This is a genomic window from Brevundimonas sp. NPDC046655 (assembly GCF_044901625.1).
In the GTDB taxonomy this organism is placed as follows: domain Bacteria; phylum Pseudomonadota; class Alphaproteobacteria; order Caulobacterales; family Caulobacteraceae; genus Brevundimonas.
In genome coordinates, this window is sequence record NZ_JBJDPV010000001.1 from 1,492,963 (window position 1) to 1,519,513 (window position 26,551).

Below are 26,551 nucleotides of genomic sequence, written 5' to 3' on the forward strand. Positions count from 1 at the left end.
ACCCGTGTTGACGATTCCAGTGCGCCAGCGGGGGCGCGGGAGTCGGTCGATGAAAATTGCCCAGGTCACGCCCCTCTATGAGGCGGTGCCGCCGGGCCTTTACGGCGGCACCGAGCGGGTCGTGGCCCACCTGACCGACGCCCTGGTGGAACTGGGCCACGAGGTCACCCTGTTCGCCAGCGCCGAGGCCGAGACGCGGGCCCGGCTGATCCCGGTGCGCGATCAGGCCATCCGACTGGACCCCGAGCCGCTGAAATCCGACATGGCCGCCCACATGACCATGCTGGCCGAGGTGCTGGACCGGGCCGACGACTTCGACGTGATCCATTTTCATACCGACATGGCGCACTTCCCCTTCTTTCAGGGATTGGCCGACAAGACGGTGACCACCCTGCACGGGCGGCTGGACCTGAAGGACCTGCCGGAGGTCTATGAGCGCTGGCCGCAGTTCGGCCTGGTCTCCATCTCAGACGATCAGCGCCGCCCTCTGCCCGTCGCCAACTGGAAGGCGACGGTGCATCACGGCATGCCCGGCGACCTCTATCGCTTCTCGCCGAAGTCGCAGGGCTACCTCGCCTTCCTCGGCCGCATCTCGCCCGAGAAACGCCCCGACCGCGCCATCGAGATCGCCACGCGTCTGGACAAGCCGCTGAAGATGGCGGCCAAGGTGGATGCGGCGGACAAGACCTATTGGGAGACGGTCATCCGGCCTCTGGTCGAGGGCAATCCCCTGATCGAGTTCGTCGGCGAGATCGGCGACGACCGGAAGTCGGCCTTCCTCGGCGGGGCCGAGGCCCTGCTGTTTCCCATCGACTGGCCCGAGCCCTTCGGTCTGGTGATGATCGAGGCCCTGGCCTGCGGCACGCCCGTCGTGGCCTTCCGCTGTGGCTCAACGCCCGAGATCATCGAGGACGGCGCCACCGGCTTTCTGGTCGACACCATGGATCAGGCCGTGGTCGCCGCCGGACAGGCGCACCGGCTGGACCGCGAGGCGATCCGTGCGCGCTTCGACCTGCGCTTCTCGGCCACGGCCATGGCGAGGCGTTACCTCGACGTCTACGGCGACCTGCTGGCCCGCCGTCCGTTCGCGGCCCATGTTCTGGACGGCGGCCGGACGTCGCGGGTCGCCAACGAGGATCGCAGCTTCGCCGCCATAGGCTGAGTTCCGGCTGAACCCTTCACCGCTTCGGCCATTTCCCTGAGGGACGCCTGAGCGACTTTCGCGCAGCAGCGAGGCAGACGATGGACGACGCCTATTCGGTCCAGACCACGGCCGCCGACCACAGCGATCAGGACGGCCTGGAGACCCTGATGGCGCTGAAGGACGCCGACACCTTTCTGGTGGCGGACCACTGGGGCGACGTCAAAAGCGGCGCCGACGGCCTGTTCGACCGGGACACGCGGCTTCTGTCGCATTTCGTCCTGACGGTGGGGCGGGCGCGGCCGTCGCGGCTCAGCTCCGGCGTGACCGAGGACAATGTCTTCTTCACCTGCCATTCGACCAACCGCCCCCTGCCGCCGATGGGGGGACGCTCGGCCCCGGCGGGCGTGCTGCATCTGGAGCGGCGACGCTTCCTCTGGGACAAGCGCCTGTTCGAGCGGGTCCGGATGGTCAACCACGGCGTCGAGGACATCCTGCTGCCTCTGTCGTTCGAGTTCGGGGCCGACTTCGCCGACATCTTCCAGGTGCGCGGCACGCCCCGCCTGAGGCGCGGCGAGGTCCACGCCCCGATCATGGACGGACGGCGCGTCACCTTCGGCTACACCGGGTTGGACGGCGTGACCCGGACCAGCTGTCTGGCCTTTTCCGAACCGCCCGCGCGCCTCGGCGCCAACCGGGCGGAGTTCATGTTCAGCCTGCCCAAGGGCAAGCGGCTGGACCTCTATATCGAATGCGGCATCGACGTCTGCGACGCCCCGGATCAGGAGCGCTGGCGCTGGAACTCCATCCAGGCCCGGCTGGCCATGCGTCGAAGGATGCGGCGCGGCGCCGGGGTGGCCGCGCCACGCGATCCGCGCATCAACGACTGGCTGACCCAGTCGCGCACCGATGTCGCCCTGCTGACCACCGACCTGCCGACCGGCCCCTATCCCTATGCCGGGGTGCCGTGGTTCTCGACCCCGTTCGGTCGCGACGGCATCATCACCGCCTGGCAGATGCTGTGGGTGGACCCCAGTCTGGCGCGCGGGGTGCTGACCTATCTGGCCTCGCGTCAGGCGACCGAGGTGGACGCCTTCAAGGACTCCGCCCCCGGCAAGATCATGCACGAGACGCGCGGCGGCGAGATGAGCGTCCTCGGCGAGGTGCCCTTCGGCCTCTACTACGGCGGGGTCGACACCACCTGCCTGTTCATCGCCCTGGCGGGGGCATACGCCAAACGCACCGGCGACGTGGAGACCATCCGTAACCTGTGGCCCAACCTGATCGCGGCGGCGGGCTGGATGAGCGACTACGGCGACAGCAACGGCGACGGCCTGATCGACTACGCCCGCGCCGCCGAGACCGGCCTGTCCAATCAGGGCTGGAAGGACAGCGAGGACTCCATCTTCGACAGCGACGGCCGCTTTCCCAAGGGCCCGGTCGCCCTGCTGGAGGTGCAGGGCTACGCCTTCGCCGCCTGGACCGCCATGGCCGAGATGGGCGGGCAGATGGGCGACGAGCGAGCCAGCCGGTGGCAGGCGCGGGCTGCGGCGGTGCGCTCCCTGGTCGAGGACAGGTTCTGGATGGAGGATCAGCAGTTCTACGCCGTGGCGCTCGATGGAGACGGCAAGCAGATGCAGGCCGTCGGCTCCAACGCCGGGCACCTGCTGTTCAGCGGCCTGCCCTCGCCCGAGCGCGCCCGTCTGGTGACGCGAAGGATGCTGACGGCCGAGTTCCGTTCCGGCTGGGGCCTGCGGACCCTGGCCAAGGGGCAGGCCCGCTTCAATCCGATGAGCTATCACAACGGCTCGGTCTGGCCGCATGACACGGCCATGGCGGCGGCGGGCATGGCCCGCTACGGCGAACGGCGCGCGGTGGCCATGCTGCTGGGCGAGATCTATGGCGCGGCGGCCCATTTCCAGCTGCGTCTGCCCGAGCTTTTCTGCGGCTTCATCCGCGAGACGGGCGAGCCTCCCATCGCCTATCCGGTCGCCTGCCTGCCGCAGGCCTGGGCGGCGGGTTCGGTCTTCCTGATGCTGCAGGCGGCGCTGGGCCTGTCGATCGACGCGCCCGAGCAACTGGTCGAGATCGCCGACCCAACCCTGCCGCCCGGGGTGGATCGGCTGTCGGTGACGCGGCTCAGGGTCGGCGACGGGGTCATCGACCTGCACTTCCAGCGGCTGGACGGACAGGTGGTGGTCATGCCGCGCGAACGCAGCGGCATCGTCAATCTGCGGGTGACCGGCTAGGCCGCCAGGCCGCGCTCCAGCGCCTTGCGGAACACGGTCGGCAGGGCCGCCAGGGCGTCGTCCGCAGGGGTCCAGACGAAGTCCCCCTCGCCTGCGCCGACGTGAACGGTCAGGGTCAGGCTGAAGTGGGTGAAGACGTGCTCGACGGCCCCGGCCTGGGCCCAGTCGGCGGCGGCGGGCGGATCAAAGGCGGGCGCGGCGCTCCAGTCGGAGGTCGGCAAGCCGACCATGCCGCCGAGCAGGCCCTTGTCCGGCCGCCGGACCAAGCCGATCCGCCCCGCCGCGTCGCGCAGGACGAAGGCGTGACCAAGACGATGCGGGCGCTCGGCCTTCTTGGTTTTCAGCGGATAGCGCGCCGGGTCGCCGGTCTTCAGCCCCTCGCAGCCGAAGGCCAGTGGACAGAGCTCACACGACGGCGACTTGGGCCGACAGACGCCCGAACCAAGGTCCATCAGGGCCTGGGGCCAGTCGCCGGGGCGGTCGTCGCTGACGAACAGGGCCGCCAGGCGCTTCAACTCGGGCCGGGCGGCGGGCAGAGGCGTCTCAACCGCAAACAGGCGGCTCATGACCCGCTCGACATTGCCGTCTACGACGTTGGCGGGCCGGTCAAAGGCGATGGCGGCCACGGCGGCGGCGGTATAGGCGCCTACCCCCGGCAGGGCCAGCAGCGCCGCCTCCTGATCGGGAAAAACGCCGCCGTGATCGTGGGCCACGGCGCGGGCGCAGGCCAGCAGGTTGCGGGCGCGGGCATAGTAGCCCAGCCCGGCCCAGGCGGCCATCAGGTCGGAATCCTCGACCGCAGCCAGATCACTGACGGTCGGCCAGCGCGTCGTGAAGCGCTCGAAATAGGGGGCGGCGTGCGGCACCGTCGTCTGCTGCAGCATGACCTCGGACAGCCAGACGCGGTAAGGGTCCGTGCGCGTCTTCGTCCCCGGCGGCGCGCGCCACGGCAGGCTGCGCGCATGGGCGTCGTACCAGTCAAGCAGGGCGGCGCGGAGGGAAGAGACGTCGGGCATGGGCCGAGCTATATAGGACGAATGCGTCGTCCTCTGCCCACCGAAAGCGAAGCCCGCGAAATCCTGGCGAGGCGCCGGACGCGGCCGCAACTGCGCCCGCCGCCCCCGGCGGGTCGGTCGCTGGCCCCGCTGATCAAGAAGCTGGACGCCCAGTTCGGGCGCGGCGCAGGCGCCCTGGAGCCGCGCTGGGTCGAGATCGTCGGCGAACGTCTGGCCCGCGTCACCCGCCCGCAGAAGCTGACCAAGGGTCGCGGCGGCGCGGGCGGCACCCTGGAACTGCGCGTGGCCGGCCCCGCCGCCTTGCTGGTGCAGCACCAGTCCGAGGACATCATCCAGCGCGTGAACCTCTTCCTCGGCGCCGGATCGGTTGAGAAACTGCGCATCGCCCAGGGACCCGTGAAGCCCCTGCCCGTCGCCGGCGCCAAGCCCCGAGCGCGCGGCAAGGCGGTGCTGCCGCCCCTGCCCGCCTCGGTCGAAGCCGAGTTGGCCAACTCTGTCGAGGACGCCCCCGACAGCCTGAAAGCCGCCCTGCGCAAGCTGGGTCGCGCCGTCCTGTCCCAGCCGCCGGAAAACGGGCGCAGCTGATCAGCCTTCATGACAAGAGCCGTTGGGTTTTGGCGACTGCCTGTTCTGAACGTCACATTCTCAGCGCCAAGCGATTGTCCGCTTTCGACCCGTAGCGGACCTTCAGGCGCTCCGGCTAAGGTATCCCTACAAAAGGGAGAATGGCGATGGTTAGCGAAAGCGACCTCATCCCAGATGCGAAACTCTGGAACAATGGCCGGGGGATCGATCTGGAGAGTTGGATAGCGATGAACGGCAACTACGACCTTGCCGTCGGCTACAGCCTCCTATTCTGGCCTGAGTTTGTCGTGATCGATGACTACGTTCTTCGGCAAGGATCGACGGAAGCCAATCTGCGAGAGTGGGAAAAGCGCGGGGGCGATCGCAAAGGGATCGAAGCCGTCATCAATCACATTCACATAGCAGATATCCACTATGGGGTGCCTGCTTCAGAAGCTCAGCTTCGTCACCTCGGCCGTGTCCTAAAGGCGATATATCAGCAGAAACTCGCCGCCGATTACCCCGAGCGGGCGTTTGAAGTGCATTTCAACGACGAACCGGGCTTGGACAGCATCGACTATGAGTTGACGTTCTTCCAAGTTCCCGCCGCCATGGAATGATGACCGCTTCCCACCCATTGCGGACCTTCGTCGCTTCCGCATTCGACGCATGACAGCAAAAACCCCGCCCTTTCGAGCGGGGTTCAGTTTCACCAGACGGCTGGACTCAGGCCGTGCGGCGCTTCTGGATCATGATCGCCGCTGCACCGGCCATGGCGATCGCGAACAGGATCATGGCCCATTCGCTCATCGTCGGGACGGCGGCGGGCGCTGGCGCGACGAATGTCAGTCGGGCATCAGCGCCAGCCGGCGGCTGCCCTGCATTGTAGCCATCGACACGGCCCACAGCTCCCGGGCTCACGGTGACCACTATGGGCGCTCCGCCCGTAGGGTTATTGCCCAGGGGAGAGATGCCCGTACCGGTCATCAGGAAGTAGGCGCAGTTCTGGATCGTGACCGTGGTCGTCTGGGTCGCCGATACAGTCTGGCTCGACTGCAGGCCGTCAGAGCAGTCCAGCGTGTACGAGGCGCCGCCACCGGTGATGCCGGCGCTGGCGGTGACCGGCGCAAGGCAGACGAAGGCGGCAGCGGCGCAGGACGCCAGCTTCAAGAATTTGGACAAATTGGATCCCCGGGAGAAAAATACAGGGCGCCGCCGATATGGTGAATTGTCGCCGGCCGCCAGCCAAAAACGAACGTCGCTCGACGGCATGTCGCGGCCGCCGCCTGTCAGCGACGTGCGAGGCTCCTTCGGCGCCTTGGCGGAGATTCCAAACACCGACGCCCGGCGGCTTTTGGCCTGACGCGCGTTGATCGCTTGGCTTTGAGGCCTTCGATGGGATATCCGCGAGGGACACGGCGCCAGGTCGCCGTATATGTTTCGACGAATAAGCAGATTGCGCGTGTCCGACGGATCGCGTCATTCTTCTGAGTCACCATTCTCGACCAAGGACGATCCATGGCTACGTTCCGTTACGCATCGATGAGCCGCCGCGCGGCCCTGACCGCCGCCGCCCTGGCCGCCATGGCCACGGTCGCCGGCTGCACCGCCAAGACCGGCGGCGCCGCACAGGGCGACATGGGCATGGGCGCGGGCGAAGACGCCAAGGTCACGGTCGTGGAATACGCCTCGGTCACCTGTGGTCACTGCGCCGTCTGGAACGAGGAAGTCTGGCCCGAATTCAAGACGAAATACGTGGACACCAAGAAGGTGCGCTACGTCTTCCGCGAGTTCCCGACCCCGCCGCAGGACATCGCCGTCGCCGGTTTCCTGATCGCGCGCTGCGCCGGCCCGGACAAGTATTTCGACGTCGTCCACGACATCATGGCCAGCCAGAAGGAATGGATGGCGGGCGTGGCCCCGCGCACCACCCTGTTCCGCGCCGCCGCCGCAGCCGGCCTGAGCCAGGAACAGACCGAGGCCTGCATCAGCGACAAGGCCGCCATCGAAGAGATGAGCAACCGCATCAAGGCCGGCATCGACGCCGGCGTGACCGGCACGCCGACCTTCCTCGTCAACGGCACCAAGGTTCTGGACAGCAGCCTGTCGGGCCTGTCGGAAGCCATCGACGCGGAACTGGCCAAGAAATAACTTCAAACCAAGCGGGGGCGTAGACATGCTGAAGAAGCTGGTCGGGGCCGCGAGCCTTAGCGTCGTGCTGGCGCTGACGGCCTGTAGCGGCAAGGATGCGGCCCCCGTCGAGGGCGACATGGCTCTGGGCGCGCCCGAGGGCGCCAAGGTGACGGTGGTCGAATACGCCTCCGTCACCTGCTCCGGCTGCGCCGCCTGGAACGAACAGGTCTGGCCCCAGTTCAAGGCCAGGTACGTGGACACCGGCAAGGTGCGTTACGTCTTCCGCGAGTTCCCCACCCCGCCGCAGGACGTGGCGGCGGCGGGTTTCCTGCTGGCGCGCTGCGCGGGTGAGGACAAATACTTCCACGTGATCGATCAGATCATGCGGTCCCTGCCCGAACTTCATTCCGGCACACCGCCGCGCGACATCCTGCTGCGCACCGCGCGCGACGCGGGACTGAGCGAAGCCCAGTTCCAGACCTGCGTCGCCGATCCGGCCGGCGTCGCGGGGATGGAGAAACGCATCAAGGCGGCCCAGGAGGCTGGCGTGACCGGCACCCCGACCTTCATGATCAACGGCGAGGTCGTGGCTGATCGCTCGCTGGACGGCCTGTCGCAACGGATTGAGCCCCTTTTGAGCGCGAAATGACCATGAAGACCCTGTGGCGCATCCTGCCCCTGACGGCGGCCCTGACCTTGGCGGCCCTGCCCGTCTTCGCCGCCGAAGCCTCGCCCACCGCCGCGACCGCGACGACGACCGTCGCCGCCGTGCCGGCCGTGACCGCCGCCGACCGCGTCCTGGGCCGCGCCGACGCCCCGGTGACCGTGATCGAGTACGCTTCATTCACTTGCAGCCACTGCGCCGACTGGACCAACGAGGTCCTGCCGACTTTCAAGGCCCGCTATATCGACACCGGCAAGGTCAGGCTGGTGTTCCGCGACATGCCGACCCAGCCGGCCCAGATCGCCGCCACCGCCGCCGCCATCGGCCGCTGCGCCGCGCCCGGCAAGTTCTTCGACGTGGCCCATCACTTCATGGCCGGTCAGGCCGCCGCCTTCGCCAGCGGCAACGCCCGGCAATGGTACATGGGCGCCATCGGCGTCAGCGGCCGCACCCAGGCCCAGGTCGAAGCCTGCCTGGCTGATCCCGCGACGGGCCAGGCGCTGGAACACGACATCGAGGCCGCCGTGGCCGCCGGGGTCGACGGCACCCCGACCTTCTTCGTCAACGGCCGTCGCACCCTGGACCATTCTCTGGAAACCCTGTCGGCAGCCATAGACCCGCTGCTCAAGGGGCGCTAAGCCCCCGCCGATGCAGTTCCAGAGACTGAAGCTCGTCGGCTTCAAATCCTTCGTCGACGCGGCGGAAGTTCAAATCGAGTCCGGCCTGACCGGGGTGGTCGGGCCGAACGGCTGCGGCAAGTCCAACGTGCTGGAAAGCCTGCGCTGGGTCATGGGCGCCAACTCGGCCAAGGCCATGCGCGGCCAGGGCATGGACGACGTCATCTTCGCCGGCGCCGCAGGCCGCCCCCCGCGCAGCCACGCCGAAGTCGTCCTGACCATCGACAACGCCCAGAAGCGCGCGCCCCAGCCCTTCACCGACTCTCCCGTCTTGGAGGTGTCGCGTCGCATCGACCGGGGTCAGGGCTCGACCTATCGCATCAACGGCAAGGAGGTCCGCGCCCGCGACGTCCAGTTGCTGTTCGCCGACGCCTCGACCGGGGCGAACAGCCCGGCCCTGGTGCGTCAGGGACAGATTTCCGAACTGATCGCGGCCAAGCCGCAGAACCGTCGCCGGATTCTGGAAGAGGCCGGCGGCGTGGCCGGTCTGCACACCCGCCGTCACGAGGCCGAGCTGCGCCTCAAGGCCGCCGAGACCAATCTGGACCGGCTGGACGACATCGGCCGGGAACTGGAGACGGCGCTGAACCGGCTGAAGCGCGAGGCGCGTCAGGCCGAGAAGTACAAGAAGATCTCGGCCGAGATTCGCGCCCTGCAGGCCGCCCTGCTCTATGTGCGCTGGAACGACGCCAAGGCGGCGGCTGAAGTCGCGGCCCAGGAACTGCGCGACGCCGACCGCGCCGTGGCCGAGGCCGGCGCCGCCGCGACCAGGGCCGAGGCCGACGCCCTGAAGGCGCAGGAGGCGATGAAGCCTGCGCGCGAAGAAGACGCCGTGGCCGGCGCCCTGCTGCACCGGGCCACCCTGGAGCGCGACCGCCTCGACATGGCCGAACAGGCCGCCCGCGCCGAGGTCGATCGCCTGAAGGCCGAAGCGGCCCGCATCGCCGCCGACGTCGAGCGCGAGGAGCGCATGGCCGCCGACGCGAAGCGCGAGCTGGACCGGCTGGACCACGAACTGACCAGGCTGAAGGCCGAGATCGCCGCCGCGCCGGAACGCGGGCCGGAGCTGGAAAAGGCCCTGCTGGCCGCCGAGGACGCCCGCAAGGCTGCCGACGGCGAGGTCGAACGCCTGGCCGGCACCCTGGCCGCCGTCGAGGCCCGCGCCAACGCCGAGAGCGCCAGGAAACGCGACGCCGAGACCCGCCTGTCGCGCGTCGTCGGTCAGTTCGAACAGGCCAAACGCGAGCGCGAGGCCCTCGGTCCCATCGAGACGCCGGAACTGGCCGTCGCCCGCACCGCGCTGGAAACGGCCCAGGCCGAGCTGATCGCCGCCCGCGAAGCCGTCGAGGCCGCCGAGGTCGCGCGCAGCGATCTGGCCCGCGTCGAAGCCGAGGCCCGCATGGCGGCCCGCGCCGCCGAGGACCGTCTGGGACGCTTGCAGACCGAGGCGCGCGGCCTGGCGCAACTGCTGGTCACCGGCAAGCGCGACCATCCGCCCGCACTGGACAAGGTGTCGGCGGCCAAGGGTTATGAGGCGGCGCTGGCTGCGGCTCTGGGCGATGATCTGGACGCCGCGTTGGACGCCCGCGCCGCCGCCCACTGGGCCGGGGCCGACGCGCCCACACCGGTCTGGCCCGAGGGCGTGACGCCGCTGGCCGCCCATGTGACCGCCCCCGCCGAACTGGCCGCGCGTCTGGCCCTGTGCGTCGTCGCCAGCCAGTCCGATGCGCCGCGTCTGGCCAAGGCCCTGCCGACCGGGGCCCGTCTCGTGACGGTGGAAGGCGACCTCTATCGCTGGGACGGCTTCGTCAGCCGCGCCGAGGCCCCGCGCCCCGCCGCCGTGCGACTGGCCCAGCGGACGCGTCTGGCCGAGCTGGAAGCCGAGATCGACACCGGCAAGCCCGCACTCGAGGCCGCGCAGACGGCTCAGAAGGCCGCGACCGAAGCCTTCCGCGCGGCGGAAGAGACGGTGAAGACCGCCCGCCTCAAGCCCTTCGCCGCCGACAAGGCCGTGACTGTCGCGCGCGACCGGGTCGAAAGCCTGATGCGCGACCAGACCCGGCGCGAGGCCCGCGCCCAGGCGCTCGACGAGACCGTGGCCCGGCTGGACAGCGAGGTGGCCGAGGCCAAGACGGCGCTGGAGGCCGCGCAGTCGGTCGAGGCCCCGTCCGAGACCATCGCCGGTCTGCGTGACGAGCTGGCCGGAGCCCGCGTCGCCGCCGATGCGGCCCGGCAAGCCGCCCAGACCGCCCGCTCGACCCGCGACGAAGAGGCCCGCGATCGCGCCGGGCGCGAACAGCGTCTGGGCAGCCTGACCCGCGCCCACGAGGGCTGGGCCGGGCGCTCCAAGGACAGCGCCGCCCGCGTCGCTGCGCTCGGCAAGGACGCCGACAAGACCGCCGCCCTGCTCAAGCAGGCTGAGATCGCGCCTCAGGGCTTCGCCGAACAGCGCGGAACGCTGATGGAGGCCCTGATCGCCGCCGAGACACGCAAGAGCGCGGCCGCCGAAGCCCTGTCCCTGGCCGAGAGCACGGCGGGCGAGAGCGACCGCGCCAGCCGCGCCGCCGAGGCCGCCGCCGGGGCCGCGCGCGAAGCCCGCGCCGGTCTGGCCGCCCGCGCCGAGGCCGCGACCGAGCGTCTGGCCGAGGCCGAGGCCAACGTCCGCGAGACGGCGCAGATGTCGCCCGACGAACTGGGCCAGAAGCTGATCGACGACGCCATCGCCCGCCCGCCGGACACGGCCGGCGCCGAGAGCCTGCTGACCGGGCTGGAGCGCGAGCGCGAGGCCCTGGGCGCGGTCAACCTGCGCGCCGAGGAAGAGGCCGCCGAATACGGCGAGCGTCTGGGCGCCATGAAGTCCGAACGCATCGACCTGACCCAGGCGATCGCCAAGCTGCGCGACGGCATCGACGAACTGAACGCCGAGGGTCGCGAGCGACTGGTGGCGGCCTTCGACGTCATCAACGCCAACTTCAAGGCTCTGTTCGAGGCCCTGTTCGGCGGTGGTCAGGCGGAGCTGAAGCTGGTCGAGAGCGACGATCCGCTGGAAGCGGGCCTTGAGATCTACGCCTGCCCGCCCGGCAAGCGTCTGTCGGTCATGAGCCTGATGTCGGGCGGCGAGCAGGCCCTGACGGCGGCGGCGCTGATTTTCGGCGTCTTCCTGGCCAACCCGGCGCCCGTCTGCGTGCTGGACGAGGTGGACGCGCCGCTGGACGACGCCAACGTCGACCGCTTCTGCCGGATGCTGCACGAGATGCGGTCGCGCACCGACACCCGCTTCATCGTCATCACCCACAACCCGGTGACCATGAGCCGGATGGATCGCCTGTACGGCGTCACCATGCCGGAACGCGGCATGAGCCAACTGGTCAGCGTCAACCTGAAACAGGCGGAGCAGATCGTGGCGGCCTGATCAGAGGCGTCCGTTCGATGCCGGATAAAAACAGAGTCCAATTCGTCTGAATCGTCTGAAATCGGCGCAGATGTCTCCCCGTCGTCGTGCCAAGGGCCCGGCGCTTCGGCCAGTATGGGGGCCCTGAGCAGCCTGTCAGGCCGATTACATCTGTTTCGGGCGAAGTCGTGGAAATTCAAAGCCTCGGCCAGCGTCATTGCGATGGCTCGACGGGGGCCCCTGATTCAGCGCTTCCTGCGCCGCATCGCCGCGCGCACATCGCCCAGGGCCGGGCCGATCAGGAACCAGGGCTCGACGCAGTAGCGGGTGAAGAGGCGTTTCGGGTCGGCGAACAGGCGGAACAGCCATTCGACGCCGAGCCGCCCCATCCAGCGGGGCGCGGCCTTCTGGACGCCCGCCTCATAGTCAAAAGCCGCGCCGACCGGCAGGATGACGGCGTCAGGCAGGGCCTCGATGTTGTCAGCGATCCACAACTCCTGTCGCGGCATGCCCATGCCGACGAAGAGGACGTTGGGCCGAAACTCGCGAACGGCGGCGAGGACGGCGGTATTGCCCGCCGATCCCGGCGTGGCGTCGAAATATCCGGACAGCCCATTGACGACAGCTCCCGGATAGCGCGCGCCCAGACGCTCCACCGCCGTGGTCGCCACCCCGTCTGCGCCGCCGACATAGAGGACGCGCCAGCCCTGACGGTTGGCCATGCTCCAGAACTGGTCGCGCCAGTCCAGATAGGTGCAGCGATGGAAGGGTCGGCTGTGCAGGCCCAGCAGCCGCGTGAAGTGGATCAGAGGGGTGGAATCCAGCTCGACCACGTCGGCCAGATCATAGAGCCGTCGCATCCCCGGCGTGCGGGGCAGCAGGTAGAGGCTGTGCAGGTTGTGGTTGGCGATGATGCTGCGCTGACCCGCCTCGATGCAGCGTTCGACGTGCAGCAAGACCTCCTCGGGCCGCATCAGATCGACGGTTTCGCCCAGGATGCGAACGCGTTCCTCGGGTCGGCGCGTCTGGCGGAACGGACGCCGTTCATGCGCCCGCCGATCAGGCGGGGCGAGGGCGGCGTCGACTCCGAGCGGTTCCTGATACATGGCTTGGCTATAGACGCGGCGTCTCAACACGTGGTTTGCGGATGCGGTTAACGAAACACAGGATGCCACGATGACGCGAGCCTTTACGGTCCTGACGGCCGCCCTCGCCCTGTCCGCGACCAGCGCGACGGCCCAGGATCACGCCCTGGTCCTGACCGGCGTGGGACGGTTCGCCATCTTCGCCGACGCCGCCTCGACCACGCCCGACGGCGAAGGGGTGCGGATGCGATCCCTGCAGGTCAGCGAGGAGGACATGGTGATCGGCGACGTCGCCTATGCCGGCGGCTGGTCGTGGTGGCGGTTCGACTGCGCCGGCCAGACGGCGGATCGGCTCGACTTCGCGTCATTGAGAGCCGACGGGATCGAAGGGCCCATCACGCCGGAAAACGCCCCACCCTTCGCCATCGCGCCCGGCGGGGACGCGGCGGAGCTGGCGGCGGTGGCTTGCCGTCGCGAGCCGCGGACGGCGGATGCGCTCAGCACGGCCGACGCCGTGCGCATCGGGCGCGAGCGGATGAAGGACTGAGGTTCTCCCTCCCCTTCGTGGGGAGGGTGGTCGCGCAGCGACCGGGTGGGGAGGGCTTGGCGACACAGGAGCGGCGCTTGATCAGCGAAAGCGCCCCCACCCGTCTGACGCTGCGCGTCAGCCACCCTCCCCATGAAGGGGAGGGAGAATGCCGCCGCTGTTACGATCCAGGTCCACGCGATCCCTCGGCAGGGCCTGCGGGCATTCGTCCCGCATGAAGGCCAGCATCTTCTCGCGCACCTCGCAGCGCAGGTCGAAGGCGATCGAGGCGTTCCTAGCGCTGGTCAGGCAGCGGACCTGGGCCACGCGGTCGGTGATGTCGGTGACCTGCAAGGCCACCACGTCGCCGTCCCACAGGGGCGAGGCGTGGGCGATGGATTCCAGCTTGACCCGCAGCCGGTCGATCGGCGCCTCATAGTCCACATAGAGGAAGGCCACGCCGATCAGGCGACTGTCGTCGCGGGTCCAGTTCTGGAACGGTTTCTGGATGAAATAGGTCAGCGGCAGGACCATGCGCCGCCAGTCCCACAGCTTGACCACCACATAGGTCGAAGTGATCTCCTCGACCCGGCCCCACTCGCCCTCGACGATGACGGCGTCGTCCAGGCGGATGGGCTGGGCCGTGGCGATCTGGATGCCGGCGATCAGATTGGTCAGGAAGGGTTGCAGCGCCAGACCGGCGACGATGCCCACCACGCCCGCCGAGGCCAGCAGGGACAGACCCCACTGGCGCACGCCCGGAATGGTCATCAGCGCCAGCCCCAGGGTGATCAGTCCAATAAGGATGGCCGCCACCCGCTGCAGGATGCGCGTCTGGGTGACGTGCTTGCGGGCCAGGAGGTTGTCCTCCGTGTCCATGTTGAACTTCTTGAGGTGGACGACGGCCCCCATGTCCACGGCCCCGGCGATCATCCACCCGCACACCAGGATGAAGCCGAACAGCAGGGTGCGCCGGATCAGCAGCGACGGCTCGGGGTCCAGCGGCGAGACCGTCACCGCCAGGGCCAGGGCGATGATCATGACGGCGATGCGGACCTTGAGCCGGGCGCGGCCCAGCATCCCCTTCCAGAAGACGTCGCGGTTGCGCACCGCCAGCTTCAGCAAGGCGAAGACCACCTGATTGGCCGCCCAGCCGATGAAGACGAAGGCGACGGTGATGATGGTCACCACGGCCCATTCAGGCAGCCAGTGGAACTGGTTCCACAGGGCGAAGACGTTGTTGGTCAGGTCGACGACGAACTGGGGCATGGGCGCAGCCTAGCCAGCTTCGCCGCCCGACCCAAGGCCGTGCGGCGCTTCAGCGCGCCGCCGCTTCGACCAGATCGGCCAGGCGGGCGGCGGCGTCGGGGATGGCGACCGAGCGGGCGGCGGCGGACATGGCGGCCAGCCGTGCCGGGTCCGACAGGACCTCGCTCAGAACGGCGGTCAGGCTGTCGACCGTCACATCGTCCTCGGCGATGACGCGGGCGGCGCCGGCCTCGGACAGGGCGCGGGCGTTCAGGGTCTGGTGGTCGTCCATGGCGATCTTCAGCGGGATCAGCACTGACGGCAGGGCCGCCACGGCCAGCTCCGAACAGGTCGAGGCGCCGGCGCGGCCGATGACCAGATGGGCCTTCGACAGGCGCTCGGCCATGTCGCGGAAGAAGGGCGCGACCTCGGCGTTGATGCCGGCCTCCAGATAGATCTGGCGGGCGCTCTCCAGGGTTTCCGGGCGCGACTGCTGCTGGACGTGCAGGCGGCGGCGGATGGCTTCGGGCAGGGCCGCCAGAGCGCGGGGCGCGGTCTCGGACAGGATGCGTGCGCCCTGACTGCCGCCGGTGACCAGCACATGGATCGGGCCGTCGCCTTCCGGCGCGACATAGGCACGGTCGAACAGGGCGCGAATGTCCGGGCGGACCGGGTTGCCGACCACCTGCGCGCGGGTCTTCACCGCCTCGGGCGCACGGCCCAGGGTCGGGAAGGCCGAGGCCACGGCGCCGACGCGCGGGGCCAGCATCCGGTTGGTGCGGCCCAGGACGGCGTTCTGTTCGTGGATCAGGGTCGGACGCTTCTGCAGGATGGCGGCGACCAGGGCCGGGGCGGAAGGGTAGCCGCCGAAGCCCACCACCACGTCGGCGCCGGTGCGATCAAAGGCCGACTTGGCCTGGCCCACGCCGCGCCAGATGGCCAGGCCCGCTTTCAACAGGCCGATAGGGCCGCTGCCGGTGGCGGCGTCCAGCGCCAGACGTTCCTCGGCGGGGAATGCGTGGGCGTATTGCTCGCCGCGCGCATCGGTGGCCAGCACCACGCGCCAGCCACGCAACGCCAGTTCGCGGGCCAGGGCCTCGGCGGGGAACATGTGGCCGCCAGTGCCCCCGGCGGCGACGACGCAGACCTTGTTCATGCGGATACTCTCTTACGGCAGCAGACGACGGCGCGGCGGGGAGATGTTGGAGCCCGGCTCATAGGCGCCCGGACGACGGCGCGTCAGGGCCAGGGCGAACCCCATGGTCAGGCCCATGGCCATCATCGACGAGCCGCCATAGCTGATGAAGGGGAGCGTCATGCCCTTGGTCGGGATCAGGTTCAGGTTCACCGCGACATTGATGCAGGCCTGCAGCCCGATTAGCATGAAGAGGCCCGCCGCCGCCGTCTGCTCGAACGGGTCGTTCAGCTTCATCGCCTTCTTCATCCCGCGGATGACGATGAAGGCGTAGAGGCCGATCATGAACAGCGACAGGATCAGGCCGAACTCCTCGGCGCCGACCGAATAGATGAAGTCGGTGTGCAGGTCGGGCACCCGGCGCTTCATCACCCCCTCGCCGATGCCGCGCCCGACCAGACCGCCGGCGCGGATGGCCTCGGAGGCGCGGTCGATCTGGTGGGTGTCGGTCGTCTCTGGCGACAGGAAGCGGCTGAGACGGTCGCGCATATGGCTGAAGGTGAAATACAGCGACACCACCCCGCCCGCGCCCATGGCGGCGATGACGGCCACCCATTTCAGCGGCACCCCGGCCATGAAGAAGACGGCCATGAAGGTGGTGGTGATCAACAGGGTCTGGCCGATGTCAGGCTGGATCAGCAGCAGGCCGACCGTCAGGGCCCAGAGGCCAAAGGCGATGCTGACGCCGGGAACCCCCTGCCCCTTCTGCGCCTCGGCGAACATCCAGGCGGCGAAGACGATCAGGCTGGGCTTGGCGAACTCGGACGGTTGCAGGCTGAACGGGCCGAGGTTCACCCAGCGCGCCGCGCCCTTCACCGTGTCCCCGATAAAGGGCAGGGCCGCCATGACGACGATGGCCCCAAACAGGGCCAGGACCGCGATCCGCCGCACCCCGCGCGGCGACAGCAGGGAGGTGGTCAGCATCAGGCCCGTGCCCATCGAGGCCCAGACGATCATCCGCCAGGAATAGTGGAAGGGATCGGTAATCGACTCGTCGGCTAGGATGGCGGCGGGGCTGGAGGCGAAGCTGAGCGACACGCCCAGGGCCACCAGGGTCAGGGCCGCGCCCAGCAGGCCACGATCCACGGTCCAGAACCAGCGTGCGATCAGGCTCTGATCATTGCGCGAGAAGGGATGGCTGTAGCTCTGGCTCATGCGGCGGGCTCAGGCTTGGCGCCCAGCGCCAGCACGGCGGCGCGGAAGGCTTCGCCCCGCACCTCGAAGTCAGGAAACTGATCGAAGCTGGCGCAGGCGGGCGACAGCAGGACGACCTGCTCGCCGCCGGCCTTTGCCGCATCGGCGGCGGCCAGTTCGACGGCGCGCTCCATGGTGTGGGCGACGACGTGGGGCGTGTCGGCCAGGGTGACGGAGAAGGCGTCGGCGGCCTCGCCGATCAGGTAGGCCTTGGCGACGTGGGGAAAGAGGTCGCGCAGACTGTCGATGCCGCCCTCCTTGGCCTTGCCGCCCGCGATCCAGAAGACGGAGGGGTAGGAGGCCAGGGCCTGACGCGCGGCGTCGGCGTTGGTGCCTTTGGAGTCGTTGATGAAGCGGATGGGACCGAGGCGGCCCACGGCCTCCATGCGATGCGCCAGACCGGGGAAGGTCAGCAGGCCCTCGACCGCCGCATCGTGCGACACGCCCAGCGCGCGGGCGGCGGCATAGGCGAAGGCGGCGTTCTGGGCGTTGTGACGGCCGGGCAGAGAGCGGGCGGCGGAGAGGTCGGCTATGAACTGGCCGTTGGCGGTCAGCAGACCCGGCGCCGCTTCAATGCCGTCATTCCGGGGCTGCGTAGCCGAACCCGGAACCCAGGCCTCGGCGACATGAGCAGCCGTCTGGGTCCCGGGTTCCGAACGCTGTGCGTCCGCCCCCGGGATGACGGAGCGGGTGGAAACAGTGCAAACGCGGCGGCCGTGCTCTCGCAAGTCCGCAGCGATCCCCTGCCCCCAGGCTTCATCCACGCCGACAAGCGCCAGCGCGTCTGCGCCCTGCGACTGGAAGATGCGGCGCTTGGCGGCGACGTAGCCTTCCATGCCGCCGTGGCGATCCAGATGGTCGGGGCTGATGTTGGTCAGGATGGCCACGTCGGGCGCGAAGGTCGTGGTCAGGTCCAGTTGGTAGGACGAGACCTCGATGACATAGACGGCGTCGGGCGTCGGGGCCGGCAGGGCCAGGACGCCGATGCCGATATTGCCGCCGATGTGGACGCTCAGGCCCGCAGACTTCAACACCCAGCCGATCAGGGCCGTCGTCGTGGACTTGCCGTTGGTGCCGGTGATGGCGACGACGCGGGGACGCCGGCCTTGCGGCAGGGCGTCCAGGGCGCGGGCGAACAGTTCGACGTCGCCGATGACCGGCAAGCCCGCCGCATGAGCGCGCTCGACGGTCCAGTGCGGCTTGGGGTGGGTCAGGGGCGCGCCGGGCGACAGGACCAGGGCGGCGAAGCTGGACCAGTCGGCGCGGGTGAGGTCCTCGACGAGGAAGCCTTCCGCCGCAGCCTGCATCCGGCCCGAGACGCCGTCGTCCCACAGGACGGGGACGGCGCCGCCGGCCTGAAGCGCGCGCGCCGCCGTGATCCCGGACCGGCCCAGGCCGAAGACCGCGACGCGACGCCCCTCGAAGCCGGGTGCCGGGATCATGGGATCAGCGCAGCTTCAGCGTGGCCAGACCGAGCAGCGCCAGCATGGCGGCGACGATCCAGAAACGGATGACGACGGTGGATTCCGGCCAGCCCATCTTTTCGAAATGGTGGTGGATCGGGGCCATCAGGAAGATGCGCTTGCCGGTCAGCTTGAAGTAGCCGACCTGGATCATGACCGAGGCCGCCTCGACCACGAACAGGCCGCCGACGATGCCCAGCACCAGCTCATGCTTGGTGGCCACGGCGATGGAACCGAGCGCGCCGCCGAGGGCCAGAGAGCCGGTGTCGCCCATGAAGATCTTGGCCGGGGGGGCGTTGTACCAGAGGAAGCCCATGCCGCCGCCGATCATGGCGGCGCAGAAGATGGCCAGTTCACCCGAACCCGGTACGTGGTGGACCTGAAGATACTCGGCGAAGACGAAGTTGCCGACCAGATAGGAGATGATGCCGAAGGCGCCCGCCGCCATCATGACCGGCACGATGGCCAGGCCGTCCAGACCGTCGGTCAGGTTCACGGCGTTGGAGAAGCCGATGATGGTGAAGGCGGCAAAGGCCACATAGAACCAGCCGATATTGAGCAGGATGGCCTTGAGGAAGGGGAAGGCGATCGAGGTTTCCAACCCCGGCGAGGTCGGCGAATAGGTCATCCAGACCACGGTCAGAACGCCCGCGATCACGGCCACGACGGCCTGGGCCGCCAGCTTCTGTTTCGAGGTCAGGCCCGCCGAGGTCTGCTTGGTCACCTTGGCGTAGTCATCGATGAAGCCCAGGACGCCGAAGGCCGCCGTGACGCCCGAGACGATCCAGATATAGGGATTGGTCAGGTCGCCCCATAGGAAGACCGCCACGCCGATGCCCGCCAGGATCATCAGGCCGCCCATGGTCGGGGTGCCGACCTTGGACAGGTGCGAAACCGGGCCGTCCTCGCGGATCGGCTGGCCCCGGCCCTGCTTGGCGCGGATCCAGTTGATGAAGCGGCTGCCCATGGCGACCGCGACGATCATGGCCGTGGCCATGGCCAAGGCGACGCGCACCGTCTGATACTGGATCAGGTGCAGCAGGGGATATTCCTGCGCAATGTCCGCGTAATAAAGATAGAGCAGGTAGAACATTTAAGCGGACTTTCCTTGGTCCCCGGCGGCGTCGCGCGCCTCTTGTTCGGCGGGGCCGAGTTTTGCAAGCGCGGCCGCGACCAGCGAGGCCCGCGACCCGTTCGATCCCTTGACCATGACCACGTCGCCCGGCTGGACCAGGGCGGCGGCCTCGGCGGCCAGTTCGGCGGCGGTTTCGCGCCATTGGCCCCGCAGCGACGGCGGCAGGATGTCGTAAAGCTGGCGCATCTGCGGTCCGGCGGCGTGGACCAGATCCAGACCCGCCGCCTCGATGGCCGGGGCCAGGCCTTCATGCAGGGCGCGGCTGTGCTCGCCCAGCTCCAGCATGTCGGTCAGGACGACGACGCGGCGACCGCCCTGCCCCACGGGCTTGGCGCCCAGACTGACGAAGCCCGCCTTCATCGACAGCGGATTGGCGTTGTAGCTCTCGTCGATCAGGGTGAAGGCGCCGCCGGGGATGGCGACGGTCTTCATCTGCCCCCGGCCCGCCAGCGGCTGGAAGCCAGCCAGGGCCTGCAAGGCCGTGTCCAGCGACACGTCCAGCGCCTGCAGCATCAGGATGACGCAGAGGCTGTTCAGGCCCCAGTGGACGCCCGACTGGGCCAGCCGATATTCGATGCGCTGGCCGTCCAGCTCGGCGACGACGGTCGCGCCCTCGCTGTCGGGCGTGAAGCCCAGCAGGCGGGCGTCGCAGCCCGCGTCATGACCGAAGGTGCGCAAGGTCGCCCCGGCGTCCAGCGCGCCCTGACGCACGATGTCGGCGTGGGCGTCGGCGGCGTTGACCACGGCGATCCCGCCGGGGACCAGGCCCTGGAAGATGGCGGCCTTCTCGCGCGCCACGCCCGCCTCGCCGTCGGCGAAGGCCTCGATGTGGACGGGGCCGACCGTGGTGACGCAGGCGGCGTGCGGGCGGACGAAGGCCGACAACGGGCCGATCTCGCCCGGATGGTTCATGCCGATCTCGAACACGGCGCGGTCGGTGCCGTGCGGCATCCGCGCCAGGGTCAGCGGCACGCCGATATGGTTGTTGTAGCTCTTGATCGAGGCGTGGGCGGAACCGGCCAGATCAAGACCGGCCTTGATCGCCTGGGTCACGCTGGTCTTGCCGACGCTGCCGGTGACGGCGCCGCGCAGGCGGGCGCGGTCGCGGGCGGCGACGCCCAGCGCCTCAAGCCCCTTCAGGGTGTCGGGGACCAGCACGTAGGGCCCGCCCTCGACGGGGCGGTCGACCAGGGCGACGGTGGCCCCGGCGGCGAAGGCGGCGGCGGCGAACTCATGCCCGTCGCGCGCGCCGTGCAGGGCCAGGAAGAGGTCGCCCGGCTGGATTTCACGGCTGTTGTAGGTCAGGCCCGAGACGCCAATTTCTTGGGATGCGTCGGGTCCGTGGAGCTGGCCGCCGGTCGCCGAGGCGATGGCTTCGGCGGTCCAGAGCGGCGTTTGGGTGTCAGGCATGATCGCGCAGGGCTTCGGTCGCTTCGGTGGCGTCGTCGAAGGGATGCACGACCCCGGCGACGATCTGTCCCTGTTCATGCCCTTTTCCGGCGATCACCACCACATCTCCTTCGCGCATCAGCGATACAGCGTGGCGGATGGCTTCGCGGCGGTCGCCGATTTCCAGAGCGTCGGGGCAGCCGGCGCGGACCTGGGCGCGGATGGCGGCGGGGTCCTCCGAGCGCGGATTGTCGTCGGTAACGATGGCCACGTCGGCCAGACGCCCGGCGATCTCGCCCATCATCGGCCGCTTGGCGCGGTCGCGGTCGCCGCCGGCGCCGAAGACGACGATCAGCTTGCCCGTCGCGTGGGGACGCAGGGCGTTCAGCACCGTCTCCAGACCGTCAGGCGTGTGGGCGTAGTCGACATAGACCTCGCCGCCACGCGAGCCTTCGCCCGGGATGCGTTGCAGACGGCCTTGCGCGCCCTGGATGAACTCCATCGCCAGGATGACCCGGTCGGGGTCTTCGCCGCCCGCGATGCACAGGCCCGCCGCGACCAGGGCGTTCGAGGCCTGGAAGGCGCCGGCCAGGGGCAGCAGGATGTCGTGGATACGGCCGCGCGCGTCGATGGTCAGGCGCTGGCCTTCCGGCGTCGCCCGGCGCGCGATCAGCGACAGGTCGCGACCGCGCTCGCCCACGCCCATGACGCCGAGGCCGGCCATGATCGAGGCCGAGGCGAAGGCCGAATAGGCGTCAGAGTCGGCGTTCAGGACGGCGGTGCGACCGCGCGGCAGCAGGGCCTCGAACAGGCGCAGCTTGGCGGCGCGATAGCTCTCCATCGTGCCGTGATAGTCGAGGTGGTCCTGGGTCAGGTTGGTGAAGCCGGCGGCGCGGATGGCCACCCCGTCCAGACGGCGCTGCTCGATGCCGTGCGACGAGGCTTCCAGCGCCAGGTGGGTCACCTCCTTGGCGGCCAGTTCGGCCAGCAGGCGGGCGGCGTCGGCGGCGTCGGGACTGGTCAGGCCGGGGCCGGTCAGGGCGTAGGTCTTGTCCCCCTTCTGACCGACGACGCCGAGCGTGCCCATGCTGGCCGACTTGAGGCCGAGGCCCGCCCAGATCTGGCGGCAGAAGTTGGCGACCGAGGTCTTGCCGTTGGTGCCGGTGACAGCCACGCAGGTCTTGGGCTGGGCGCCGTAGAAGCTGCGCGCGGCAAGCGCATAGGCGCGGTGCACGTCGCCCGAGGCGACCAGCAGGGGCGCGGCGCCCGCAGGCGTGTCGGCGGGGGCCAGGATGGCGGCGGCGCCCTTGGCCAGGGCCTGCGGAATGAAGGCGCGACCGTCGGCCGACGCGCCCGGCAGGGCCACGAACAGGGCGCCGGGGACGACCTTGCGGCTGTCGGCGGTGACGGCGGTGATCTCGGGGTCCGAACTCACGTCGCGACGGAGCAGTTCTGACAAACGAAGAGCGCTCATCGACCGTCGCCCTCGACGTCCTGGAACTCGGGGATTTTTTCGCCCAGGGCCGTGGCCCAGCGGTCGGCCTTGCGCTCGACGCCGAGGAAGGGCGCGATGCGGTCGGCGATCTTGCCGACGGCGGGCGCGGCCACATAGCCGCCGGTGCGCGGATAGGAGGACGGCTCGTCCACCAGGACGAAGATCGTATAGCGCTTGGCCGTCACCGGGCCGTCGGCGGGGAAGACGGCGGCGAAGGAGCCGACGGCGTGGGTCGGGTCATAGCGGCCGTTGACCAGCTTGTTGGCCGAGCCGGTCTTGCCGCCGACCCGCAGGCCCGGCGCATCGGCGAACCGGCCCGAGCCGCGCGTCACGTTGCGGCGCATCAGGTCCAGCATGGTGGCCGAGGTCTCGGGCGAGACGACCTGACGCGTGCGGGCGTTGGGCAAACCGCCCTTGCGCAGGGTCAGGGGCACATAGCGCCCGCCGTTGGCCAGCGAGGCGTAGGCGGCCACATACTGGATCGGCGTGACCATGATGCCGTAGCCGAAGGACAGCGAGGCCAGGGTGCTGTCGTCCCACTTGCGCACCCGCGACGGGCGCGCCGATTCCTTCAGCTCGATAGGGGCGGCGTCCAGCAGGCCCAGACGCTGGAAGTAGTCGCGCATCACGTCCCCGCCCATTTCGACGGCCAGGCGCGACGTGCCGATATTGGACGAGTGCAGATAGACTTCCTCCAGCGTCAGCACCTTGTTGGTGGCGTGGAAGTCCTTGATGCGGCGCTTGCCGATCTGCAGCGCCTGCGAGGCGTCGAACAGGGTGTTCATGTCAGCCCGGCCGGTGTCGATGCCGGCGGCGACGGTGAAGCTCTTGAACACCGAGCCCATTTCATAGTGGCCCGAGGTGACGCGGTTCAGCAGGGCCTCTTCGGGCGCGCTGTTGCGGCGGTTGGCGTCGTAGGTCGGCCAGCTGGCCATGGCCAGGACCTCGCCGGTCTGGACGTCGGTAACCACGGCGACGGCGCCCTTGGCCCCGGCAGCCTCGGCGGCGGCGGCCAGTTCGTTCTCGACCACGCCCTGGACGCGCAGGTCGATGGACAGCTGGAAGTCTTCGCCGGCGGCGCCCGCCGCGCGGATTTCCTGGTTGAAGGCCAGCTCCGAACCGGACACGCCCTCGCCGCCCGTGTCGGCGCGGCCGATCAGGTGCGCCGCAGAGGTGCCCAGCGGATAGACGCGGCGGTCCTCGGGCTCGAACGAGACGCCGCCCAGGGCCAGGGCGTGGACGGCGCCGCGCTCGGACGGGGTCAGGCCGTTCAGGACCAGCAGGCGACGATCACCGCTGAGCACGCGATCCAGACGCTGGGCCGAGACGCGCGGCAGGGCGCGACGCAGCTGGACCTTGGCGCTGGCCGGGTCCCAGATCTCGCGCGGGTCGATGTAAAGGCCGTAGTGGGTGATGTTGGTGGCCAGCAGTTGACCGTTGCGGTCCACCAGATCGGCGCGCGTCAGGGCATTGGGGTTGAAGCCCGCGCCCGCCGCGCCGCGCGGCGCGAACAGGGCGGCGTGGGCCGCGCCCAGGGCCAGACAGGCGAAGACCGCGCAGAAAACCGCCATGATCAGGAAGATTCGAACGCGGGTGTCTTCCTCGGGACGACCATCGGCGCGGGCGCGCTCGAACGAATGCTCCATCCACCAGACGCAGTTGGCGACCCAGCGGCCCCAGGCGGCGAACAGCCCACCCACCGACGGGCCTTGCGGGCGCGGCTGCGGACGGCCCGGCGCGGGGCGGCGATAGTCCATGCCGTGGTGGTCATGCACGCTCAATGCAGGCTCTCCCCGGCGACGGGTGCAGCGACGGGCGCGGCAGGGGCGGCGGCGACAGGCGCGGCCGCAGCGACGACGGCCGAGGGCGGGGCGATGGCGGGCAGACCGGCCTCGACCGCCTGCTTCTTCACATCAACGGGCCCCAGGCCGATTTCACGCGACAGAGCCTCCAGCCGCGCAGGCTGCTCCAGCCGGGTCGCCTCGGCGCGCAGCAGGCGGACCCGCTGGCGGTTCTCGCGGATCTCGCTCTCGATACGGCTGATCTCGGCGCTTTCGCGGGCGGCGGCGGCCTTGGCGATATAGACCGAGAAGACCAGGGCGGCGACGCAGACCACGCCGATGATCTCGACGCAGCGCACGCCGCGGACCTTCCAGTCGAACAGGCGCTTCACCGGAACGGGAACGGCGATCATGCGCGCTTCCCTCCGATAGCACCCCAGGCCGAAGCCTCGGTGCGGATCGCGGCACGCAGGCGGGCGGACCGGGCGCGCGGGTTGGCGGCCAGCTCGGCCTCGCCCGCCTCCTTGGCGCCCTTGAACATCAGGTCGAAGCTGGGCTTGCGCAGCTCCACCGCGACCGGGGCGTGACGCGAACCGCCCGGAGCATTGCCGGTGCGCTCAGTCAGGAAGGCTTTGACGATGCGGTCTTCCAGCGAATGGAAGGTGACGACGACCAGACGGCCGCCCGGCGCCAGGGTCGCCTCGGCGGCTTCCAGACCGCGCTCCAGCTGGCCCAGCTCGTCGTTGACGGCGATGCGCAGGGCCTGGAAGACGCGAGTGGCCGGGTGAATGGCCGCGCCGCGACGCCCGCCCAGAGCCTTCTCGACCACCTCGGCCAGATCCAGGGTGCGGCTGAAGGGCTGCTCGACGCGGCGGCGCAGGATGGCGGTGGCGACGCGACCCGACTGACGCTCGTCGCCGTACTGCTTGAAGATATGGGCCATCGGCCCGTGATCCCAGGTGTTGACGATGTCGGCGGCGGTCGGCCCCGTATCGCCCATACGCATGTCCAGCGGCCCGTCGCGCATGAAGGAGAAGCCGCGCTCGGCCTGATCCAGCTGCATCGACGAGACGCCGATATCGAAGACAGCGCCGTTCAGCTGGGCCTTGCCGCTCTTGGCGAAGGCCTCGGCCAGGCCCGAGAAGGGGGTGCGGATCAGCTGGAACTGACCCGGCCAGGCGGCGGCGACCGCGTCGGCGTGCGGCTGGACGGTCGGGTCGCGGTCCAGACCGATGACCTGGGCGCCGCGCTCCAGAATGGCGCGGGTATAGCCGCCGGCGCCGAACGTGGCGTCGACGATCACGTCGCCGGGTTGCGGGTTCAGAGCTTCAAGAACTTCGGCCAGCAGGACGGGGGCGTGCGGAGACGTCATGCCGCGCCCCCGGTCTTGGCGGCCGCCGCCTGACGGCGCATTTCGCCGAACTGCTTCAGGCCCTCGCGCGCCATGCGACGCTGCTCGGCGCGGTGCGCGGCCCACCTGTCCTTGTTCCAGATCTGGAAGCGCTCGCCGACGCCGTAGATGACGACCGTGTCGGACAGGTCGACCTCGGCGCACAGGTGTTCCGGCAGGGTGATGCGGCCCGCCGAGTCATAGGCCAGCGGCTTCTGCTCGCCGAAGATCGAAGCTTCCAGCGCGGAGCGGTAGGGATCGCCGAAGGGCAGGCTTTCGATGACGGCGCGATATTCGGCGAACAGCTTGTCGCCGCCCGCTTCCAGGCAGTCGGCCTCGATGGAGGGGAAGCAGAAGACGCCATGCTCGGCGCCGTTTTCAGCCGTGCGGAATTCCTGGGGGATCAGGAGACGGCGCTTGCCGTCCAGCTGCTTCTCGTAGGTCGAGAGAAACACGCCCTGCCCCAATCGAGCCCCTCGGCCCGTCCCTGAAATCCGTTGATGACACCACGCGTCGGGCGACAGCCCCTACTCATGAGGTTGTGGGATAGCATGGGATCAGATGGGCCTCAATGGGATTAGTTGACACCCTTTAACCAAATTTGCAGTTCGCCGAACGGTTCCCACAGTCAAAAAAGAGAACATACAAGCAACATTAAGAGTATTCACAGCCTGTGGACTGCTTTTTCCGCCATGTTTTCAACGCAGGGGTTAATGCGGTGGCCTTCCACCCCACCGCCGCCGTCATCCTCGGGCTTGACCCGAGGATCGAGCGTGGAGGCGCGCTCAATGCTTGAGAGATGTCGAGCCGGCGGA

Annotated in this window: 23 protein-coding genes; 9 read left to right on the forward strand and 14 right to left on the reverse strand. The window is 69.3% G+C overall.

Going from position 1 to position 26,551, the window contains the following annotated elements; genetic code table 11:
- The first annotated feature begins 49 nt into the window (after window positions 1-49).
- Entirely contained in the window at window positions 50-1,162 is a 1,113-nt protein-coding gene (locus tag ACI2KI_RS07360; protein WP_404618775.1) for a glycosyltransferase family 4 protein, read from the forward strand.
- 80 nt (window positions 1,163-1,242) lie between these two features.
- Window positions 1,243-3,390, forward strand: coding sequence for a glycogen debranching N-terminal domain-containing protein (locus ACI2KI_RS07365; protein ID WP_404618777.1), 2,148 nt, complete (start codon window positions 1,243-1,245; stop codon window positions 3,388-3,390).
- On the opposite strand, the gene mutY is transcribed toward ACI2KI_RS07365, so the two are convergent.
- Window positions 3,387-4,406: an A/G-specific adenine glycosylase gene (gene mutY, locus ACI2KI_RS07370; RefSeq protein WP_404618779.1), complete on the reverse strand. Its 1,020-nt coding sequence runs from the start codon at window positions 4,404-4,406 to the stop codon at window positions 3,387-3,389. The two genes, ACI2KI_RS07365 and mutY, sit on opposite strands and share 4 nt — an antisense overlap.
- A 21-nt stretch (window positions 4,407-4,427) precedes the next feature.
- Here mutY and ACI2KI_RS07375 point away from each other — a divergent pair, with 21 nt between their 5' ends.
- Together ACI2KI_RS07375 and ACI2KI_RS07380 are read left to right on the forward strand one after the other, a co-directional pair.
- Window positions 4,428-4,991 (forward strand): DUF721 domain-containing protein, encoded by a 564-nt coding sequence (locus ACI2KI_RS07375; RefSeq protein ID WP_404618781.1) that lies wholly within the window; start codon window positions 4,428-4,430, stop codon window positions 4,989-4,991.
- A 140-nt stretch (window positions 4,992-5,131) separates the two neighbouring features.
- Window positions 5,132-5,590 (forward strand): hypothetical protein, encoded by a 459-nt coding sequence (locus tag ACI2KI_RS07380; RefSeq protein WP_404618783.1) that lies wholly within the window; start codon window positions 5,132-5,134, stop codon window positions 5,588-5,590.
- Between the two features lie 106 nt (window positions 5,591-5,696).
- On the opposite strand, the gene ACI2KI_RS07385 is transcribed toward ACI2KI_RS07380, so the two are convergent.
- Window positions 5,697-6,152 (reverse strand): IPTL-CTERM sorting domain-containing protein, encoded by a 456-nt coding sequence (locus ACI2KI_RS07385; RefSeq protein ID WP_404618785.1) that lies wholly within the window; start codon window positions 6,150-6,152, stop codon window positions 5,697-5,699.
- Window positions 6,153-6,488: 336 nt separating this feature from the next.
- Between ACI2KI_RS07385 and ACI2KI_RS07390 the strand changes: the two genes are divergently transcribed.
- From ACI2KI_RS07390 to smc, 4 genes are read left to right on the forward strand one after another with little or no spacing between them, the layout of a single operon-like run.
- Complete coding sequence (locus tag ACI2KI_RS07390; RefSeq protein WP_292084413.1) at window positions 6,489-7,121, forward strand: DsbA family protein; 633 nt, start codon at window positions 6,489-6,491, stop codon at window positions 7,119-7,121.
- Between the two features lie 25 nt (window positions 7,122-7,146).
- Window positions 7,147-7,752, forward strand: coding sequence for a DsbA family protein (locus tag ACI2KI_RS07395; protein WP_404618787.1), 606 nt, complete (start codon window positions 7,147-7,149; stop codon window positions 7,750-7,752).
- A complete protein-coding gene (locus ACI2KI_RS07400; protein ID WP_404618789.1) occupies window positions 7,749-8,405 on the forward strand; it encodes a thioredoxin domain-containing protein in 657 nt (218 codons plus the stop codon). The genes ACI2KI_RS07395 and ACI2KI_RS07400 overlap by 4 nt, the downstream gene beginning before the upstream one ends.
- Window positions 8,406-8,415: 10 nt before the next feature.
- Window positions 8,416-11,856, forward strand: coding sequence for a chromosome segregation protein SMC (gene smc, locus ACI2KI_RS07405; RefSeq protein WP_404618791.1), 3,441 nt, complete (start codon window positions 8,416-8,418; stop codon window positions 11,854-11,856).
- Window positions 11,857-12,080: 224 nt separating this feature from the next.
- On the opposite strand, the gene ACI2KI_RS07410 is transcribed toward smc, so the two are convergent.
- Window positions 12,081-12,941 carry a WecB/TagA/CpsF family glycosyltransferase gene (locus tag ACI2KI_RS07410; protein WP_404618793.1) on the reverse strand — a complete coding sequence of 287 codons (861 nt, stop codon included), beginning with the start codon at window positions 12,939-12,941 and terminating at the stop codon, window positions 12,081-12,083.
- 70 nt (window positions 12,942-13,011) lie between these two features.
- Between ACI2KI_RS07410 and ACI2KI_RS07415 the strand changes: the two genes are divergently transcribed.
- Entirely contained in the window at window positions 13,012-13,467 is a 456-nt protein-coding gene (locus tag ACI2KI_RS07415; protein ID WP_404618795.1) for a hypothetical protein, read from the forward strand.
- A gap of 117 nt (window positions 13,468-13,584) precedes the next feature.
- Here the strand turns inward: ACI2KI_RS07415 and ACI2KI_RS07420 are convergent, their stop codons facing one another.
- Genes ACI2KI_RS07420 through ACI2KI_RS07470 form a run of 11 tightly spaced genes read right to left on the reverse strand, consistent with a single transcriptional unit; the run spans window position 13,585 to window position 26,191 of the window.
- On the reverse strand, window positions 13,585-14,715 hold the full coding sequence (locus tag ACI2KI_RS07420; protein WP_404618797.1) for a mechanosensitive ion channel family protein: 1,131 nt from the start codon (window positions 14,713-14,715) through the stop codon (window positions 13,585-13,587).
- A gap of 49 nt (window positions 14,716-14,764) precedes the next feature.
- On the reverse strand, window positions 14,765-15,850 hold the full coding sequence (gene murG / locus ACI2KI_RS07425; RefSeq protein WP_404618799.1) for an undecaprenyldiphospho-muramoylpentapeptide beta-N-acetylglucosaminyltransferase: 1,086 nt from the start codon (window positions 15,848-15,850) through the stop codon (window positions 14,765-14,767).
- Between the two features lie 12 nt (window positions 15,851-15,862).
- Window positions 15,863-17,044, reverse strand: coding sequence for an FtsW/RodA/SpoVE family cell cycle protein (locus ACI2KI_RS07430; RefSeq protein ID WP_404618801.1), 1,182 nt, complete (start codon window positions 17,042-17,044; stop codon window positions 15,863-15,865).
- The gene (gene murD / locus ACI2KI_RS07435; protein ID WP_404618803.1) at window positions 17,041-18,525 is read right to left on the reverse strand and encodes a UDP-N-acetylmuramoyl-L-alanine--D-glutamate ligase; all 1,485 of its coding nucleotides are present in this window, start codon (window positions 18,523-18,525) and stop codon (window positions 17,041-17,043) included. Before murD ends, ACI2KI_RS07430 begins: the two co-directional genes overlap by 4 nt.
- A gap of 4 nt (window positions 18,526-18,529) precedes the next feature.
- Window positions 18,530-19,639: a phospho-N-acetylmuramoyl-pentapeptide-transferase gene (mraY, locus tag ACI2KI_RS07440; RefSeq protein ID WP_207822593.1), complete on the reverse strand. Its 1,110-nt coding sequence runs from the start codon at window positions 19,637-19,639 to the stop codon at window positions 18,530-18,532.
- Complete coding sequence (gene murF / locus ACI2KI_RS07445; RefSeq protein WP_404618805.1) at window positions 19,640-21,091, reverse strand: UDP-N-acetylmuramoyl-tripeptide--D-alanyl-D-alanine ligase; 1,452 nt, start codon at window positions 21,089-21,091, stop codon at window positions 19,640-19,642. It lies immediately after the preceding gene.
- Window positions 21,084-22,544, reverse strand: a complete 1,461-nt coding sequence (locus ACI2KI_RS07450; RefSeq protein WP_404618807.1) for a UDP-N-acetylmuramoyl-L-alanyl-D-glutamate--2,6-diaminopimelate ligase — start codon at window positions 22,542-22,544, stop codon at window positions 21,084-21,086. Before ACI2KI_RS07450 ends, murF begins: the two co-directional genes overlap by 8 nt.
- Window positions 22,541-24,322 carry a peptidoglycan D,D-transpeptidase FtsI family protein gene (locus ACI2KI_RS07455; RefSeq protein WP_404618959.1) on the reverse strand — a complete coding sequence of 594 codons (1,782 nt, stop codon included), beginning with the start codon at window positions 24,320-24,322 and terminating at the stop codon, window positions 22,541-22,543. Before ACI2KI_RS07455 ends, ACI2KI_RS07450 begins: the two co-directional genes overlap by 4 nt.
- 20 nt (window positions 24,323-24,342) lie before the next feature.
- Window positions 24,343-24,759: a cell division protein gene (locus tag ACI2KI_RS07460; RefSeq protein WP_404618809.1), complete on the reverse strand. Its 417-nt coding sequence runs from the start codon at window positions 24,757-24,759 to the stop codon at window positions 24,343-24,345.
- On the reverse strand, window positions 24,756-25,718 hold the full coding sequence (gene rsmH, locus ACI2KI_RS07465) for a 16S rRNA (cytosine(1402)-N(4))-methyltransferase RsmH (RefSeq protein ID WP_404618811.1): 963 nt from the start codon (window positions 25,716-25,718) through the stop codon (window positions 24,756-24,758). The genes ACI2KI_RS07460 and rsmH overlap by 4 nt, the downstream gene beginning before the upstream one ends.
- Entirely contained in the window at window positions 25,715-26,191 is a 477-nt protein-coding gene (locus tag ACI2KI_RS07470) for a division/cell wall cluster transcriptional repressor MraZ (protein ID WP_404618813.1), read from the reverse strand. The genes rsmH and ACI2KI_RS07470 overlap by 4 nt, the downstream gene beginning before the upstream one ends.
- Window positions 26,192-26,551: the final 360 nt, after the last annotated feature.

What these genes read in the sequence shown, in the direction of transcription:
- ACI2KI_RS07360 (WP_404618775.1), top strand. Translation starts at nt 50, where the DNA reads ATGAAAATTGCCCAGGTCACGCCCCTCTATGAGGCGGTGCCGCCGGGC.
- ACI2KI_RS07365 (WP_404618777.1), top strand. Translation starts at nt 1,243, where the DNA reads ATGGACGACGCCTATTCGGTCCAGACCACGGCCGCCGACCACAGCGAT.
- mutY (WP_404618779.1), bottom strand. Translation starts at nt 4,406, where the DNA reads ATGCCCGACGTCTCTTCCCTCCGCGCCGCCCTGCTTGACTGGTACGAC.
- ACI2KI_RS07375 (WP_404618781.1), top strand. Translation starts at nt 4,428, where the DNA reads ATGCGTCGTCCTCTGCCCACCGAAAGCGAAGCCCGCGAAATCCTGGCG.
- ACI2KI_RS07380 (WP_404618783.1), top strand. Translation starts at nt 5,132, where the DNA reads ATGGCGATGGTTAGCGAAAGCGACCTCATCCCAGATGCGAAACTCTGG.
- ACI2KI_RS07390 (WP_292084413.1), top strand. Translation starts at nt 6,489, where the DNA reads ATGGCTACGTTCCGTTACGCATCGATGAGCCGCCGCGCGGCCCTGACC.
- ACI2KI_RS07395 (WP_404618787.1), top strand. Translation starts at nt 7,147, where the DNA reads ATGCTGAAGAAGCTGGTCGGGGCCGCGAGCCTTAGCGTCGTGCTGGCG.
- ACI2KI_RS07400 (WP_404618789.1), top strand. Translation starts at nt 7,749, where the DNA reads ATGACCATGAAGACCCTGTGGCGCATCCTGCCCCTGACGGCGGCCCTG.
- smc (WP_404618791.1), top strand. Translation starts at nt 8,416, where the DNA reads ATGCAGTTCCAGAGACTGAAGCTCGTCGGCTTCAAATCCTTCGTCGAC.
- ACI2KI_RS07410 (WP_404618793.1), bottom strand. Translation starts at nt 12,941, where the DNA reads ATGTATCAGGAACCGCTCGGAGTCGACGCCGCCCTCGCCCCGCCTGAT.
- ACI2KI_RS07415 (WP_404618795.1), top strand. Translation starts at nt 13,012, where the DNA reads ATGACGCGAGCCTTTACGGTCCTGACGGCCGCCCTCGCCCTGTCCGCG.
- ACI2KI_RS07420 (WP_404618797.1), bottom strand. Translation starts at nt 14,715, where the DNA reads ATGCCCCAGTTCGTCGTCGACCTGACCAACAACGTCTTCGCCCTGTGG.
- murG (WP_404618799.1), bottom strand. Translation starts at nt 15,850, where the DNA reads ATGAACAAGGTCTGCGTCGTCGCCGCCGGGGGCACTGGCGGCCACATG.
- ACI2KI_RS07430 (WP_404618801.1), bottom strand. Translation starts at nt 17,044, where the DNA reads ATGAGCCAGAGCTACAGCCATCCCTTCTCGCGCAATGATCAGAGCCTG.
- murD (WP_404618803.1), bottom strand. Translation starts at nt 18,525, where the DNA reads ATGATCCCGGCACCCGGCTTCGAGGGGCGTCGCGTCGCGGTCTTCGGC.
- mraY (WP_207822593.1), bottom strand. Translation starts at nt 19,639, where the DNA reads ATGTTCTACCTGCTCTATCTTTATTACGCGGACATTGCGCAGGAATAT.
- murF (WP_404618805.1), bottom strand. Translation starts at nt 21,091, where the DNA reads ATGCCTGACACCCAAACGCCGCTCTGGACCGCCGAAGCCATCGCCTCG.
- ACI2KI_RS07450 (WP_404618807.1), bottom strand. Translation starts at nt 22,544, where the DNA reads ATGAGCGCTCTTCGTTTGTCAGAACTGCTCCGTCGCGACGTGAGTTCG.
- ACI2KI_RS07455 (WP_404618959.1), bottom strand. Translation starts at nt 24,322, where the DNA reads ATGGACTATCGCCGCCCCGCGCCGGGCCGTCCGCAGCCGCGCCCGCAA.
- ACI2KI_RS07460 (WP_404618809.1), bottom strand. Translation starts at nt 24,759, where the DNA reads ATGATCGCCGTTCCCGTTCCGGTGAAGCGCCTGTTCGACTGGAAGGTC.
- rsmH (WP_404618811.1), bottom strand. Translation starts at nt 25,718, where the DNA reads ATGACGTCTCCGCACGCCCCCGTCCTGCTGGCCGAAGTTCTTGAAGCT.